Here is a 14,675-nt window from a genome sequence, read left to right on the forward strand (position 1 = left end):
CCGTCAGTCCGCGAAGAAGAATTCGTCGGGACGGTGCACCCCGAAATGCGCGCCCGGGTCCCAGGCCCACATCGCCTGTTGCGGCACGTTGCGCAGACGGTTGGACACCACGATCGGTTGCGGTGCCCCGTTCAGGATGCCGATGGCATAGACCTGATCGGCGTGGATTTTCAGCATTTCTTCCCACGCGGCGCGGCGCTGGTCGTCGTCGGTGGCGACCTGCCAGTCGTGGGCCAGTTCCAGAAGGCGCTGCGCCTCGGGCAGATCGGGCGGCTCGCCGGAACCGCCGCCCGTCTGATAGTGCTGGCCCCATTTCGGCCAGGACAGGAACACCTGATCGGTGGGCGCCACGTACAGCGGCGAGGTATAGACCTGCGGGATCCCGTTGTCCCATCCGTACCAGACCGAGGCCATCGTGTTTCCGGCAAACACCCGGTTGCGCAGAATGTCCCGGTCCAGCGGCCGCATCACCAGCTTGACGCCGATGTCGCGCCAGGTGTCGGTGACGATCTGCAGCGCGTTCTCGACCTCTTGCCGTTCGCCGGCGGTCTCGATCACCAGCTCCATCGGGCGGCCGTCGGGCAGCAGGCGAATGCCGTTCCTGTCGCGCTTGTCCAGCCCGGCCTCGTCCAGCAGGGCATTGGCCTGGTCGATATCGAACTGTGCCCAGGCCTGCGCGTTTTCTTCACTGTAGAAGGGCGAGGCCGGCAGCACCGACATGGCCGCCGGATGCGCCAGTTTGAAATACAGGGCCTGATTGATGGTCTGCCGGTCGATCGCCAGCGACAGCGCCCGGCGGACGCGCACATCGCGCAGCACGTTGCGCCAGACCTCGTCTTCATAGTTCAGATTGGGATAGATCGCGATCTGCGAGGCGACACCGGTCTTCCACAGAAAGGTCTTGTAGTTGCCCTGCGCCTCGCCCTTTTTCAAGATCGAGGCATCGCGGAAATCAAGCCCGCGACCCTGCAGATCGGTCTCGCCGGCATTGGCCTTGGCCGCGACCAGGCCGGGGGCGACGATTTCCATCTCGACCACGTCGATATAGGGCAGTTGCACGCCCTTGGCGTCGATGCGGTGATAATAGGGATTGCGTACGAAATTGTGCCGGATCTTCTTGCCCGAGCTGGCATTCAGCCAGGGCTGAAGCGTCGGCAGTTCGTGGTTGTCGTACTTGTAGAGGTTGTCCAGCTTGTTGTGCAGCGCGGCCCAGCTTTTGACGCGGGCATCTTCCACCAGGAATGCAAGCTCTTCCTTGTCGGCGTATTTCTCGTGATAGCGTTTCAGGAACTCGGCCGGCCGATAGATGAAGGGCGGACGCGCCTGCGCCAGCGACTGAAGGAAGTTCGGGTTGGGATCTTCCCATTCATAGATCACCGTCGTCTCATCAGGGAACGAGACCGTGGGAAATTTGCCCTCGACCCGCAGGAAATCGGGCGGACCCGAGGGGCTGAGCAGTTCGTTGTTGGCCACGTCTTCCCACCAGTACCGGAAATCTTCAGACGTGAAAGGCGCGCCATTGGACCATTTGTGGCCCTTGCGCAGATGCAGCGTGAACTTGCGGTTGTCCTCGTTCTCGTAGCTGGCCAGCAGGTCGGGCACCAGATTGTAGTCGGCGTCATAACCCACCAACCGCGCATAGCCATAGACCACCATCTGACGGATGTCCTTGGACCGGGTGACCATGGTGCGCAGGGTGCCGCCCTGTTTGCCGAAGGCGCGGCCCTTGGCCTCGAGGTCGACGATCAGCGGCTCTTGCGGGATACGGTCCTGTATCGGTGGCAGGTTCCCGGCATCGACCTCGGTTTTCCAGAACGTGCTTTCCTGCAGATCAGGCAGGTTGTCCGCCTGAGCGGCAAGCCCGAAGGCAGAGGCCAGAACGGTGGCCAGCGTCAGCAATCGAGGGGTCTTAAACATGGCAACGTACCTTATGGCCGGGCTCCATCTCTACCAGCGAAGGTATCACGGAGTCTGTAAATCGAAAGGCGTCATCCCAACTGTCCGGTGATCCGGCGCCAAGGGCAACGAGCTTCAGGTCGATGGGGCGGTTGATGTCGGGCTCGGGCTGGGCCGCGATCAGCGCCTTGGTGTAGGGGTGACGGGGGTTGTAGAACAGGGTCTCGGGCGGGGCCTGTTCGACCACCAGCCCCTGCCGCATCACGGCGACCTCGTCCGCGATGCGGGCCACCACCGCCAGGTCGTGCGAGATGAAGAAATAGGACAGGTTCAGGCTGTCCTGCAGGTCCTCGAGCAGCGTCAGGATCTGTTCCTGCACCGAGACGTCCAGTGCCGAGGTCGGTTCGTCGCAGATGATCAGCGTGGGGTCCAGCATCATTGCGCGGGCAATCGACAGGCGCTGGCGCTGGCCGCCGGAAAAGGCATGCGGATAGCGTTTCAGCATGTCGGCGTTCAGCCCGACGCGTTTGAGCATCTCGGCCGCCTTTTCGCGTTGCTCCGCCGGGGTGCCGATCCCGTGAATCTCGAGTGGTTCGGTCATCGCGTCCTGAATGCGCATCCGCGGGCTGAGCGAGCTGTAAGGGTCCTGAAACACCATCTGCGCCTTGCGCTGAAACAGCGTGCGTTCGGTGCGCGTCATCTGGTGCACCCGGATCGGATCGTCCTGCGACGTGGCGCGAAACAGAACCTCGCCGCCGGGATCGGGCAGTTCGGCGCCCAGTGCGATGCGCGCGGCCGTGGTCTTGCCCGACCCGCTTTCGCCGACCACGGCCAGGGTCTTGCCCCGCGCCAGCTTGAGGTCGATGCCACGACAGGCGTGGATCAGCTTGTCGGCCTTCCACCCGCGGCCCGACCGCATCGTGTAGGTCTTGGACACGCCCTTCATCTCGAGGATCAGATCCTCGTTTGGCATGGGGATGCCCACGGCATCCTTGTCGGGGATTTCCGGCGCGGCGTCGAACAACTGCTGCGTATAGGGATGCGCCGGTTCGCTCAGGATCAACTCGGCGGGGCCGGCCTCCATCACGCGGCCCTTGTGCATCACGACCACCTGTTCGGCCATGTTGGCCACCACGCCCAGGTCATGCGTCACAAGGATCAGCGCCATCCCGGTTTCCTGCTGCAGGTCCTTGATCAGCCCCAGAACCTGCGCTTGTGTCGTCACGTCCAGCGCGGTGGTGGGCTCGTCGGCGATCAGCAGGTCGGGCTTGGCCACCATGGCCATCGCGATCATCGCCCGCTGCCGCATCCCGCCTGACATTTCAAAAGGATACGAGTCGTAAGCCCGCGCGGGATCGGGAAAGCCGACGCGTTCAAACTGTTTCAGAACTTCCTTGCGCGCCTCGGATTCCGAGGCCCCGCGGTGCAGCCACAGGACTTCGCTGACCTGGTTGCCGATCTTGTGCAGCGGCGACAGCGACCGCATCGGCTCCTGAAAGATCATCGAGATCCGGTTCCCCCGGATGTCGCGCATCCTGCGCTCGCCGAGCGTGGCGAGATCAAGCTGATCCTGTCCGGTGCCGAAGGTGATCGTGCCCTTCCGGATCTGCGCCGCGCGGGGCAGGATACGAAGCACCGCCCGGCATGATATGGTCTTGCCCGACCCGGACTCTCCGACCAAGGCCAGCGTCTGCCCGGCCTCGACATCGAAGCTCACATCTTTGACGACGGAATCCCCGTCCCCGAAACCGATGCTCAGGTCTCGGACAGACAGCAAGACCGTCATGCGGGGGTTCCGCCCGTTTGGCCGCCGGTGGGCATGGCTTTGATCAACTCCCTGTTTTTTTGGTCGCAGTTTCGCGCGCTCGGGGGCGACTAGTCAAACACCTTCTTGGGGGAAAACGTCGCGGAATCGCGTCCCTTGGCGCATTGTCCCTACACAAAGGCTTGAGTTTTTGTCATCCAAGGCCCGACCGGTCTGCGCCAGCGGGCCCGCAAGGTATCACGGAGAGATCAGATCGTGCCACATCAGCAAAGCCGCCTGGACCTGTTCATCGACCGCATGGTTTCGCAACGGGCCTGCCTGGATGCGGCCATTGCCCAGACGTCGGGCATGGCGGGTCCGGTGTTCGAGCTGGGGCTGGGCAACGGGCGGACCTATCACCACATGATCCAGCGCATCCAGGATCGCCCGGTCTATGTGTTCGAGCGCGCCGTGGCCTCGCACCCCGATTCCACCCCGCCCGAAGACCGTCTGATCCTGGGCGATGTGCGCGAGACTCTGCCCGCCGCGCTGGATCGGTTCGGCGCGACCGCCAGCCTGATCCACGCCGATCTGGGCGGCCACAACCGCGAAAAGAACGATGCCTTCGCCCGCTTTGTGTCGCCCCTGATCGAACCGCTGCTGGCCGAGGGCGGGCTGATGGTCTCGAGCGACCGGATGTATTTCGAGACGCTGACGGAACAGCCCCTTCCCGAAGGCGCGGTGCCAGGGCGCTGCTTCATCTACCGGCGCTGAGCGGCGTTCCGCAGGGTCACATTGCGCGGGGACTCGATCCCGGCATGGTGAGCGGTCTAACCTTCGCGTGACGTTCACGCAAAGGATCGCCCATGCTGTTTTACGATTGCTCGACCGCCCCGAACCCGCGCCGCGCCCGCATGTTCATCGCCGAAAAAGGGCTGCAGATCGAAACCCGCGACATCTCGATCGCCAAGGGCGAGCAGTTGAGCGAGGCGTTCCGAAAGGTGAACCCCCGCGCCACCATTCCGGTTCTGGTCACCGACGAGGGGACCGTTCTGACCGAGAACCTCGGCATCGCCGCCTATCTCGAGGCGCGCTTCCCCGAGCCTCCGTTGATGGGGCGGACACCGGACGAAAAAGGTCTGGTGCTGATGTGGAACGCGATCGTCGAACAACAGGGCGGGGCGCCCATCGCCGACGCGCTGCGCAACACGCATCCGGCCTTCAAGGACCGCGCCATTCCCGGCCCGCAGAACCACGCGCAGATCCCGGAGCTGGCCGAACGCGGCCTCGCGCGCGTCGGGGCGTTCTTCGACCTGCTCGAAGAGCGCCTGCAAGACAGCCCCTTCATCGCGGGCGAGGCGTTTTCGCTGGCCGATATCTCGACCTTCGTGTTCGTGGATTTCGCCCGCGTCATCAAAATGCGCGTCCCCGAGGGCAACACGGCAACCCGAGCCTGGTTCGACAGCGTGCAGGCGCGGCCCAGCGCCAGCGCCTGACAGCACTGTACAGAAATGTCTAGACAGAAGTGAACAGTGCCCCTAGCGTCCTTTGGGAATCGTCCAGGGGAGGTCGGGATGAAATCGCAGTATCGCGTTGTTGTCATCGGGGGCGGCGTTGTCGGCGCCTCGGTTCTGTATCATCTGGCCAAGTTCGGCTGGTCGGATGTGGTCATGATGGAACGCCGGCGGCTGGCCTCGGGGTCGTCGTGGCACGCGGCGGGAGGCATCCACGCGCTGAACGCCGATCCGAACATGGCGGCGCTGCAGGCCTACACGATCGACCTGCTGAGCGAGATCGAGAAGGAATCGGGCCAGAATATCGGTCTGCACATGACCGGTGGCCTGACGCTGGCGGGAACCCCCGAACGGTGGGAGTGGTTGCAGGCGAACTACCGCATCTTCCAGTCCATCGGCATCGACGATTGCGAATTGCTGAGCCCGAAAGAGGCGCAGAAACGCTGCCCGATCATGTCCACCGACGGCATTCTGGGCGCGATGTGGGCCGACCGCGAGGGGTATATCGACACCACCGGCACCGTGCAGGCCTATGCCAGTGCCGCGAAAAAGCGCGGGGCGGAATACTACGAGGAAACCAAGGTCGAGGAACTGATCCAGACCGCCGATGGCTGGCAGGTGGTGACCGACCGGGGCACGATCACCTGCGAACATGTGGTCAACGCCGCTGGCCTGTGGGCCAAGCAGGTGGGGCGCATGGCAGGGGTCGAACTGCCGGTCTCGCCGCTGAAACACCACTATCTGATCACCGACACGGTGCCCGAGGTCGCGGCGGCCGATTTCGAGATGCCGATGACCGTGGATCTCGAGGGCTTCACCTACATGCGGCAGGACCAGAAGGGTGTTCTGGTCGGCATCTACGAGGTCGATCACGAGCACTGGGCCATGGACGGCGCGCCGTGGAACTATGGCGAGGAGCTGTTCCAGGAACAGCTGGACCGCATCGAGAACGAGCTGATGCTGGGCTTCCAGCGCTATCCGGCGATCCAGAACGTGGGCATCAAGACCTGGGTGAACGGTGCGTTCACCTTCTCGCCCGACGGCAACCCTCTGGTCGGTCCGGTGCCGGGCAAGCGCGGCTATTGGAGCGCCTGCGCGGTGATGGCCGGATTCCTGCAGGGCGGCGGCGTCGGCAAGACACTGGCCGAATGGATGATCCATGGCGAGCCCGAGGCCGACGCCTGGCCGATGGACGTGGCGCGCTATGGCGACTATGCCCAGAACAAGCGCTACATCCGCGAGACGACGGGCCAGTTCTATTCCCGCCGTTTCGTGATGACCTATCCGAACGAGCAACTGCCCGCCGGACGGCCGCTGAAAATGGCACCGGCGCATGATGCGATGACCGAGGCAGGGTGCAAATGGGGCGTCAGCTGGGATCTTGAAGTACCGCTTTATTTCGCGCCGAAAGGGTTCGAGGAAACCCCGACGCTCAAGCGTTCGAACGCGCATGACATCGTGGCCGAGGAATGCAAAGTGATCCGCGAAGGTGCGGGCTTGCTGGATATTTCGGGCTTTTCGCGGTTCGAGGTTTCCGGTCCGAACGCAGAAGCCTGGCTGGATATGGTAATGGCCTCCAAGCTCCCCGGCGCGGGTCGTGCGAAACTGGCCCCGATGTTGGGTGAGGATGGGCGGCTGAAGGGCGATCTGACGGTGCTGAACTGGGGCGACGGGACCTGGTGGATCATGGGCAGCTATTACCTGCGGGCCTGGCATATGCGGTGGTTCGACGATCACATGATGGATGGCGTCAATATCCGTGATTTGGGCGAAGAATATTGCGGCTTTGCCGTGGTCGGGCCGAAGTCACAGGCGGTTGTGGAAAAACTGGCGGAACAGGATATCTCGGGCTTGAAGTTCATGGGGTGCGGCGATTTCGATCTCGGCCTCGTGCGCGCCCGCGTCGCCCGCATGTCGGTGACCGGAGAAAAGGGCTACGAGATCAACTGCCGCTATGGCGACCATATCGCCCTGCGCCGCGCGCTGCTCGAGGCCGGGGCCAGCGAAGGCATCCGCGAATGCGGCTTCAACGCGATGCTCTCGACCCGGTTGGAGAAAAGCTTTGGCATCTGGTCGGCCGAATTCACTCAGGCCTACACCCCCGGCATGACTGGCATGGACCGCTGGATCGACTGGAACAAGGATTTCGTAGGCAAGGACGCGGCTCTGGCCGAGCGTGAGGGCAACGGCCCGGCGCAGGTTCAGGTCACGCTCGAGGTGGACGCGCTGGATGCCGACGCCAGCGGGTACGAACCTGTCTGGGCCGGCGACCAGCGCGTGGGTTTCGTGACCTCCGGCGGGTATGGCCACTATATCGGCAAGTCGCTGGCCATGGCGCTGGTGGACCGCGACAAGGCGCAGCCGGGCACCGAACTGTCGGTGCATGTGGTCGGGGTCGAGCGGTCTGCGCGGGTGATCGCGCCGTCGCCCTATGACCCCGAAGGCAAGGCGATGCGGGGCTGATCGTGGCGGCGCGGGGCAGGGATCGCCGGCGGCGCGGCCGGGGTGCGGAGGACGCACCCGCGACACAGCGGGACGTGAATTATCGCCAGTTGCGCAACCCGTTTCCGGTGATGGAGGTCTTTCCCGCCGACCAGATCGCCGACATGCACGAAACCGCTCTGCGCACGCTCGAGGAACTGGGCGTCAAGGTCCTGCTGCCCGAGGCGCGGCGCCTCTTTGCCGCTGCAGGCGCGCGGGTGGATGAAGACAGCGAAATGGTGTTCATCGGCCGCGATCTGGTCGAGGCTGCGGTGGCCTCGGCCCCGAAATCCATCGCCTGCCGGGCAGGGGCGCGGCATCGCGACTTTACGCTGGAACTGGGCAGCCTTGTCTTCCAGCCCGGCGCAGGGGCGCCCAATGCCACCGATCTGGAACGCGGCCGCCGCCCGGCCAGCGGGCAGGATTACCTGGAGTTTCTGAAGCTCACGCATCATTTCGACGTGTTCCAGATGATCTCGCCACAGGTCGAGCCGCAGGATGTGCCGACCCACCTGCGCCACTATTTCACCACGCAGGCGCAGGTGGAGTTGACCGACAAGTTCCCGTTCTTCTTCTCGCGCGGGACGCCGCAGGTGATGGATTGTTTCCAGATGCTGGCAGTCGCGCGGGGCCTGTCGGACGACGAGTTCCACGCCCACCCGCATTGCTACACGATCATCAACACCAACAGCCCGCGCACGCTGGACATTCCGATGGCGCAAGGGCTGATCGATTTTGCGCGCCACGGGCAGATGTCAATCATCACGCCGTTCACTTTGATGGGAGCGATGGCGCCGATCACGGTCGCGGGCGCGATCACCCTGTCCCATGCCGAGGCGCTGGCGGCCCTGACGCTGACCCAACTGGCAAAACCCGGCGCGCCGGTCTGCTATGGCACCTTCACCAGCAATGTGGACATGAAATCCGGCGCCCCGGCCTTTGGCACGCCCTCGCATTTCCAGGCCTCTCTGGCGGCGGGGCAACTGGCGCGGCATCTGGGGCTGCCGTGGCGGTCGGCGGCCGGGTCGGCCTCGAACGTCAATGACGTGCAGGCCGCGAATGAAAACCAGTTCGGGCTGTGGGGTTGCCTGATGGCAGGGGCCACGGTGATCATCCATTCGGCCGGGTGGCTGGAAGGGGGGCTGACCGTGTCATTCGAAAAGCTGGTCTGCGATGCCGAGGTGCTGAACATGGTGGCCGAGCTGTGCGCCGGGGCTCAGGCGGGTTCGGCAGAGATCGGGTTCGACACTGCCTTGCGCGAGGTCGAGCCCGGCGGCCATTTCTTTGCCGCCAGCCAGACGATGGAACGCTACACCACCGCGTTCTACGAACCGCTCCTGCATGACTATGCGAATTTCGGCACCTGGACCGAACGCGGATCGGTCGATGCGAACCACCGGGCAACCGGGGTCTGGCGCGACATTCTGAACAATTTCGAACCGCCCGAACACGTCCAGCCGGGTCTGGACGCCATGCGCGACTTCATCGCCCGCCGAACCGCCGAAGGCGGCGCGCCGCCGGAGAGTTGAGATGAGCAGCAAACCCATCCTGCATCGTGACGACCCCAAGGCCGAGCCTCTGGTCGGCAACGTCAAGGTCACGCGCGACGATTGGTTGAACGTGGCGATGGACGTGCTGATCTCGGACGGGGTCGAGCAGGTCAAGGTTCTGAACCTGGCCGACCGCATGGCGGTGTCGCGGTCCTCGTTCTACTGGTACTTCAAATCCCGGCAGCAGCTGCTGGATGCGCTGTTGGATCGCTGGCAGGCCACCAACACCGCCGCCCTGATCGCGCAGGCCGAGGCCCCGGCCGAGACCATCACCGCCGCCGTCTGCAACGTGCATCGCTGCGTGGTCAACACCGCCCTGTTCGACACGGCGCTGGACTTTGCCGTGCGCGACTGGGCGCGGCGGTCGGGCAAGGTGCGGCGCATGCTGGACCAGTCCGATGCGCGACGCCTGGCCGCGCTGCGCGCCATGTTCGCCCGCCATGGCTACGAGGCGGTCGAGGCCGAGACCCGCGCGCGCGTGCTGTACTACATGCAGATCGGCTATGATCTGGCGCAGTTGAACGAGCCATTGGCGACGCGCCTGTCTCTGGTGCCGCACTACCTGTACGTCTTTACCGGGGTCGAGCCGCGGCCCGAGGAAATCGAGGAATTCAGCGCCTATGCCAAGCGCTGCTGGGAGGGAGGATCAAGCCATGAGCCAGCCTGATGCAATCATCATCGGAACCGGCGTGATCGGGGCGGCCATCGCGTTCGAGATGGCCAAGGGCGGCTGGAAGACCCTGTCGCTGGACCGCAACGCGCAGGTGGGGCATGGCTCGACCGCCGGGTCCTGCGCGATCATCCGGATGCATTATTCCACCTTCGACGGCACCGCCTTTGCATGGGAGGGCTATCACTACTGGCGCGACTGGGCCGAGTATCTGGGCCTGCCCGACGGGGCCGATTTGGCGCAGTTCCGCGAGACCGGGTGCCTTGTCATGAAGACTGAGGCCAACGGCCACCTGTCAAAGCACATGAAATACAGCGCCGAGTTGGATTGCCCGTTTGAGGAATGGTCCGCCGAAAGGATACTCGACCGCCTGCCGATCTATTCTCTGGACAGTTTCGCCCCGGCCAAACGGATGGACGACCCAGCCTTTGGTCAGCCCAATGGCAGCAAGATGCAGGGGGCGGTGTTCTGGCCCAAGGCTGGCTATGTCACCGATCCGGCCCTGTCAGCGCAGAACCTGATGCAGGCGGCGATGCAGCGCGGTGCGCAGGTGTTGACCGGGGCCGAGGTCGTCGAAATCTTGCAGGAAGGTGGCAAGGTCAAAGGCGTCCGGCTGGCCTCGGGCGAAGAGATTCACGCGCCGGTGGTGATCAACGTGGCCGGGCCGGGATCGTCGATCATCAACCGCATGGCCGGGGTGCTGGATGACATGACCATCGAAACCCGCCCGTTGCGGCAGGAGGTGGTCCACGTTCCCGCGCCCGAAGGGTTCGATTTCGAGCGTCAGGGCACCATCGTGTCGGACAGCGACATCGCCTGCTACTGCCGGCCGGAACACGGTAACCACATCCTGATCGGCTCGGAAGACCCGGAATGCGACCCGCATCAGTGGTGCGAGGACGATGTGCACTACAACCACGACTTCACCGACCAGTGGACGACGCAGGCCATGCGCTATGCGCAGCGGGTGCCAAGCCTGGGCATCCCCTCGCGGATGCGCGGGGTGGTGGATCTGTATGACGCCTCGACCGACTGGATCCCGATTTATGACACATCCAGCCTGCCGGGCTTCTACATGGCCTGCGGGACCAGCGGGAACCAGTACAAGAACGCACCGATCGCGGGCAAGATGATGGCGGCGCTGGTCGAGTATTGCGAGGGCGGGGCGGATCATGACGCCCGGCCCCTGCAATTCGAACTGCCCTATATCAAACGCACCATCGACGTAGGCTTCTATTCCCGAAAGAGGCCCATCAACACCGAAAGCAGCTTTTCGGTTCTGGGTTAGGACAGGGCCTGTTCCACGACGGCGCGGGCCTTGCGCACGGCCTCTTCCCGAACCGGGCCATAGCCGCGGATTTCGTCCGCGGCAGCCAGAGCGTCGGTCCAGGCCGCCTGTCGGTCAGGCGTGAACTCGCGCTCGGCGCGGTCCAGCAGCGCTTGGTACCAGGCCAGCGTTTCCCGGTGCATACGTGCCTCGCCATGGTAGCCGAAGGGGTTCAAGGCCGTTCCGCGCAGCGACTTGAACCGGGCCAGATGCCCCATCGCGGAGCGTAGCCACGGACCGAAAACCCGCTTTTGGGGCCGTCCCCGCGCATCCTTGGGTCCGACCAGCAGCGGCGGCGCCATGTGATACTTGACCTTGAAATCGCCCTCGAACTGTTCCGACAGTTCCTTGGCGAAGGCCGCCCCGGTCATCAGCCGCGCCACTTCGAACTCGTCTTTGTAGGCCATCAGCTTGAACAGGTTGCGCGCGACGGCGCGGATCAGATCCTCGGGTGCCTCGGGCTGGGCCGCGCGGAACCTGGCGATACGGTCGGTGTATTGCTTGGAATAGGCCGCGTTCTGATACTCGGTCAGGAAGGCCGCGCGCCGGTCGATCATCTGGTCCAGCGTTTCGACCTCGGGCCGCGGGTCCGTGTAGCCGTCCAGCCGTGCGGGGTCGGCCGCGATGCAGCGGCCGATGGCAAAGGCCAGCCGGTTCTTCTCGACCGCCACGCCGTTGAGCAGGATCGCCTGCCCAAGGGCAGACTCGGAGACGGGAACCAGCCCCTTCTGCCACGCATAGCCCAGCATCATGACGTTGGCGAACACCGCGTCGCCCAGCAACGCCTCGGCGGCGGCGTTGGCGTCAAAGCCGCTGACATGATCGGGGCCCACGACATTCGCGATGGCGGTCTCGCGCGCGTCCACTTTCAGCTGCGCGTCGCGGCGCAGAACCAGGTCGCCCGTGGGCATCTCGGCCCGGTTCAGCACGACCTGAGTGCCCTTGCGATAGTGGGCCGAGGCCTTTGGGGCCGAACTGACGACGATATCACAGCCGATCACCGCATCCGCGCTGCCCTGGTCGATCCGCACCTGGTTCAGCGCCTCGGGCGCGGTGCCAAGACGGATATAGCTGAGAACGGTTCCGAATTTCTGCGCAAACCCGGTGAAATCCAGCACCGACGCGCCCTTGCCCTCCAGATGCGCGGCCATGGTGATCAGCGCACCGACGGTGACGACGCCGGTGCCGCCCACCCCGGTGACGAGCAGGTCGAACGGCTCGGTAAGTGGTGGCAGTTGCGGGGTGGGCAGGTCGGCCTCGAGCGCGCTCAGCTCGAGCTTGACCGCGCGCTTGCGCCGCGTGGCGCCCTCGACGGTGACGAAACTGGGGCAGAAGCCGCCCAGGCAGGAATAGTCCTTGTTGCAGGTGGACAGGTTGATCTTGCGCTTGCGCCCGAACGGGGTTTCGCGCGGCTCGACGCTCAGGCAGTTGGATTCGACCGAGCAGTCCCCGCAGCCTTCGCAGACCAGATCGTTGATCCAGACGAACCGCTTGGGGTCCTCCATCGTGCCGCGCTTGCGGCGGCGGCGTTTTTCGGTGGCGCAGGTCTGTTCGTAGATCAGGACGGTGACGCCCGGCGTCTCGCGCAGTTCGCGTTGCAGGCTGTCCAGTTCCGCCCGGTCGTGGAACGTGGTTTCCGACGGGAAATCCGCGTGGTGGAATTTCGAGATGTCGTCAGACACGATGGCGATCCGTTCCACTCCCTCGGCGCGGCAGGTCTGGGCGATGCCGGCCACGCTGACCGGGCCGTCCACCGGCTGGCCACCGGTCATGGCCACGGCGTCGTTGTAGAGGATCTTGTAGGTGATGTTGGTCCCGGCCGCGACCGCCTGCCGGATCGCCAGCGAGCCCGAGTGATACCAGGTGCCCTCGCCGAGGTTCTGGAAGATGTGCTTGCCGCCGTTGAACTTGGACGCCACCACATGCGGCACGCCTTCGCCGCCCATCTGGGCATAGCCGACGGTGTGGCGGTCCATCCACGAAGCCATGACGTGACAGCCGATGCCGCTGCCCGCGATCGAGCCGTCGGGCACTTTGGTCGAGGTGTTGTGCGGACAGCCCGAGCAGAAATAGGGCGTGCGGGTCGCGCCGGGAACGTTGATCAGTTGCGGCGGCTGGTCCGTCAGCGCCTTGGCCTTGGCGGGCAGGCCTTCCTCGGGGAAAAACCGGTGCAGACGGTCGGCCACGATGGGCACCAGCATCAGCGGGCTGAGTTCACCCGTCCAGGGGATCAGTGGCTCACCGTGGCTGTCGTATTTGCCCACCATCCTGTGCGGCTTGTCGCCGGGCCAGTCATAGAAATACTCCTTGAACTGGCTTTCGATGATGCCGCGCTTTTCCTCGACCACCAGAACCTCGGCCTTGCCCTTCACGAAGCGCAGCGCGTTGCGCCGGGCCAGCGGCCAGACCATGCCGACCTTGTAGATGTCGATGCCCAGACGGCGGCAGGCGGCCTCGTCCAGCCCCAGCAGGCGCAGCGCCTCCATCAGGTCCAGATGCGCCTTGCCGGTGGTGACGAAGCCGAACTTGGCGTGGTCGATGTCATAGATGCGCTGGTCGATCGGGTTGGCCTCGGCAAAGGCGCGTACGGCGCGCAGCTTGTGCTGGATGCGGGTCTCGATCTCGGGCGAGGGCAGGTCGGCGGCGCGCACGTGCAACCCGCCGGGGGGCAGGTCGATCTCGGGCAGGATGAACTGACGGTCGGGGCGCAGCTCGACCGAGCGGGCGCTTTCGACGGTCTCCGAGATCGCCTTGAACCCGACCCAGGTGCCGGAGAACCGCGACAGCGCAAAGCCGTATTCGCCGAATTCTAGATACTCCTCGACCGAGGCGGGGTTCAGCGTGGGCATGAACCATGCCATGAAGGCCACGTCGGACTGGTGCGGCATCGAGGAGCTGACGCAGCCATGGTCGTCGCCGGCCACGACCAGCACGCCGCCCTTGGGCGCCGAGCCATAGGCGTTGCCGTGCTTCAGCGCATCGCCCGAGCGGTCGACTCCCGGCCCCTTGCCGTACCACATCGAGAAGATGCCTTCGAATTCGCACTGCGGGTCCAGCGTCGCCTGCTGCGCGCCCAGAACGGCGGTTGCGCCCAGGTCTTCGTTCACGGCGGGCATGAACGTAATGCGGTCGGATTTCAGCCGTTCGCGCGCGCGCCACAGCTCCAGGTCCAGCCCGCCCAGCGGCGAACCGCGATAGCCCGAGACGAACCCGCCCGTGTTCAGCCCGGCATCGCGGTCGCGCCGCGCCTGATCCATCAGGATGCGCGCCAGCGCCTGCGTGCCCGTCAGGAATACCCGGCCGGTGGTCTGGTCATAGCGGTCTGCAAGTTGATAGGTCCGAAGGGCGCTGTCGTGGTGGCTCATGGCTGGGGTCCGCGCGTTGGGTTGAACCCGAGAATACTGGACCGATCTGCGCGAAAAATCGTTTCATTTTGTCCGGCGTGAGGGGCGTTATCTGAAGAATTTGTTCACAAATCAGGAAATTTGGAAAT

9 protein-coding genes are annotated in these 14,675 nt (G+C 64.6%); 6 read left to right on the top strand and 3 right to left on the bottom strand.

Annotated elements, in window-relative coordinates; all coding sequences use genetic code 11:
- Nucleotides 1–3: 3 nt before the first annotated feature.
- On the bottom strand, nt 4–1,917 hold the full coding sequence (locus tag F3H26_RS08420; protein ID WP_149775612.1) for an ABC transporter substrate-binding protein: 1,914 nt from the start codon (nt 1,915–1,917) through the stop codon (nt 4–6).
- On the bottom strand, nt 1,910–3,682 hold the full coding sequence (locus tag F3H26_RS08425; protein ID WP_149775613.1) for an ABC transporter ATP-binding protein: 1,773 nt from the start codon (nt 3,680–3,682) through the stop codon (nt 1,910–1,912). Before F3H26_RS08425 ends, F3H26_RS08420 begins: the two co-directional genes overlap by 8 nt.
- 234 nt (nt 3,683–3,916) lie before the next feature.
- Between F3H26_RS08425 and F3H26_RS08430 the strand changes: the two genes are divergently transcribed.
- From F3H26_RS08430 to F3H26_RS08455, 6 genes are all read left to right on the top strand, one after another.
- Nucleotides 3,917–4,414 carry a class I SAM-dependent methyltransferase gene (locus F3H26_RS08430; protein WP_149775614.1) on the top strand — a complete coding sequence of 166 codons (498 nt, stop codon included), beginning with the start codon at nt 3,917–3,919 and terminating at the stop codon, nt 4,412–4,414.
- Between the two features lie 92 nt (nt 4,415–4,506).
- Nucleotides 4,507–5,136, top strand: a complete 630-nt coding sequence (locus tag F3H26_RS08435; protein WP_149775615.1) for a glutathione S-transferase family protein — start codon at nt 4,507–4,509, stop codon at nt 5,134–5,136.
- Between the two features lie 78 nt (nt 5,137–5,214).
- On the top strand, nt 5,215–7,617 hold the full coding sequence (locus F3H26_RS08440; protein ID WP_149775616.1) for a GcvT family protein: 2,403 nt from the start codon (nt 5,215–5,217) through the stop codon (nt 7,615–7,617).
- Between the two features lie 2 nt (nt 7,618–7,619).
- Entirely contained in the window at nt 7,620–9,164 is a 1,545-nt protein-coding gene (locus F3H26_RS08445) for a trimethylamine methyltransferase family protein (protein WP_149775617.1), read from the top strand.
- A gap of 1 nt (nt 9,165) precedes the next feature.
- Nucleotides 9,166–9,852 carry a TetR/AcrR family transcriptional regulator gene (locus F3H26_RS08450; RefSeq protein ID WP_149775618.1) on the top strand — a complete coding sequence of 229 codons (687 nt, stop codon included), beginning with the start codon at nt 9,166–9,168 and terminating at the stop codon, nt 9,850–9,852.
- Nucleotides 9,839–11,143, top strand: a complete 1,305-nt coding sequence (locus F3H26_RS08455) for an NAD(P)/FAD-dependent oxidoreductase (RefSeq protein WP_149775619.1) — start codon at nt 9,839–9,841, stop codon at nt 11,141–11,143. Before F3H26_RS08450 ends, F3H26_RS08455 begins: the two co-directional genes overlap by 14 nt.
- On the opposite strand, the gene F3H26_RS08460 is transcribed toward F3H26_RS08455, so the two are convergent.
- A complete protein-coding gene (locus tag F3H26_RS08460) occupies nt 11,140–14,547 on the bottom strand; it encodes an indolepyruvate ferredoxin oxidoreductase family protein (RefSeq protein ID WP_149775620.1) in 3,408 nt (1,135 codons plus the stop codon). The genes F3H26_RS08455 and F3H26_RS08460 overlap by 4 nt on opposite strands.
- Nucleotides 14,548–14,675 lie beyond the last annotated feature (128 nt).

The organism is Ruegeria intermedia, from assembly GCF_900129345.1.
Taxonomy (GTDB): domain Bacteria; phylum Pseudomonadota; class Alphaproteobacteria; order Rhodobacterales; family Rhodobacteraceae; genus Ruegeria; species Ruegeria intermedia.

What these genes read in the sequence shown, in the direction of transcription:
- F3H26_RS08420 (WP_149775612.1), bottom strand. Translation starts at nt 1,917, where the DNA reads ATGTTTAAGACCCCTCGATTGCTGACGCTGGCCACCGTTCTGGCCTCT.
- F3H26_RS08425 (WP_149775613.1), bottom strand. Translation starts at nt 3,682, where the DNA reads ATGACGGTCTTGCTGTCTGTCCGAGACCTGAGCATCGGTTTCGGGGAC.
- F3H26_RS08435 (WP_149775615.1), top strand. Translation starts at nt 4,507, where the DNA reads ATGCTGTTTTACGATTGCTCGACCGCCCCGAACCCGCGCCGCGCCCGC.
- F3H26_RS08440 (WP_149775616.1), top strand. Translation starts at nt 5,215, where the DNA reads ATGAAATCGCAGTATCGCGTTGTTGTCATCGGGGGCGGCGTTGTCGGC.
- F3H26_RS08450 (WP_149775618.1), top strand. Translation starts at nt 9,166, where the DNA reads ATGAGCAGCAAACCCATCCTGCATCGTGACGACCCCAAGGCCGAGCCT.
- F3H26_RS08455 (WP_149775619.1), top strand. Translation starts at nt 9,839, where the DNA reads ATGAGCCAGCCTGATGCAATCATCATCGGAACCGGCGTGATCGGGGCG.
- F3H26_RS08460 (WP_149775620.1), bottom strand. Translation starts at nt 14,547, where the DNA reads ATGAGCCACCACGACAGCGCCCTTCGGACCTATCAACTTGCAGACCGC.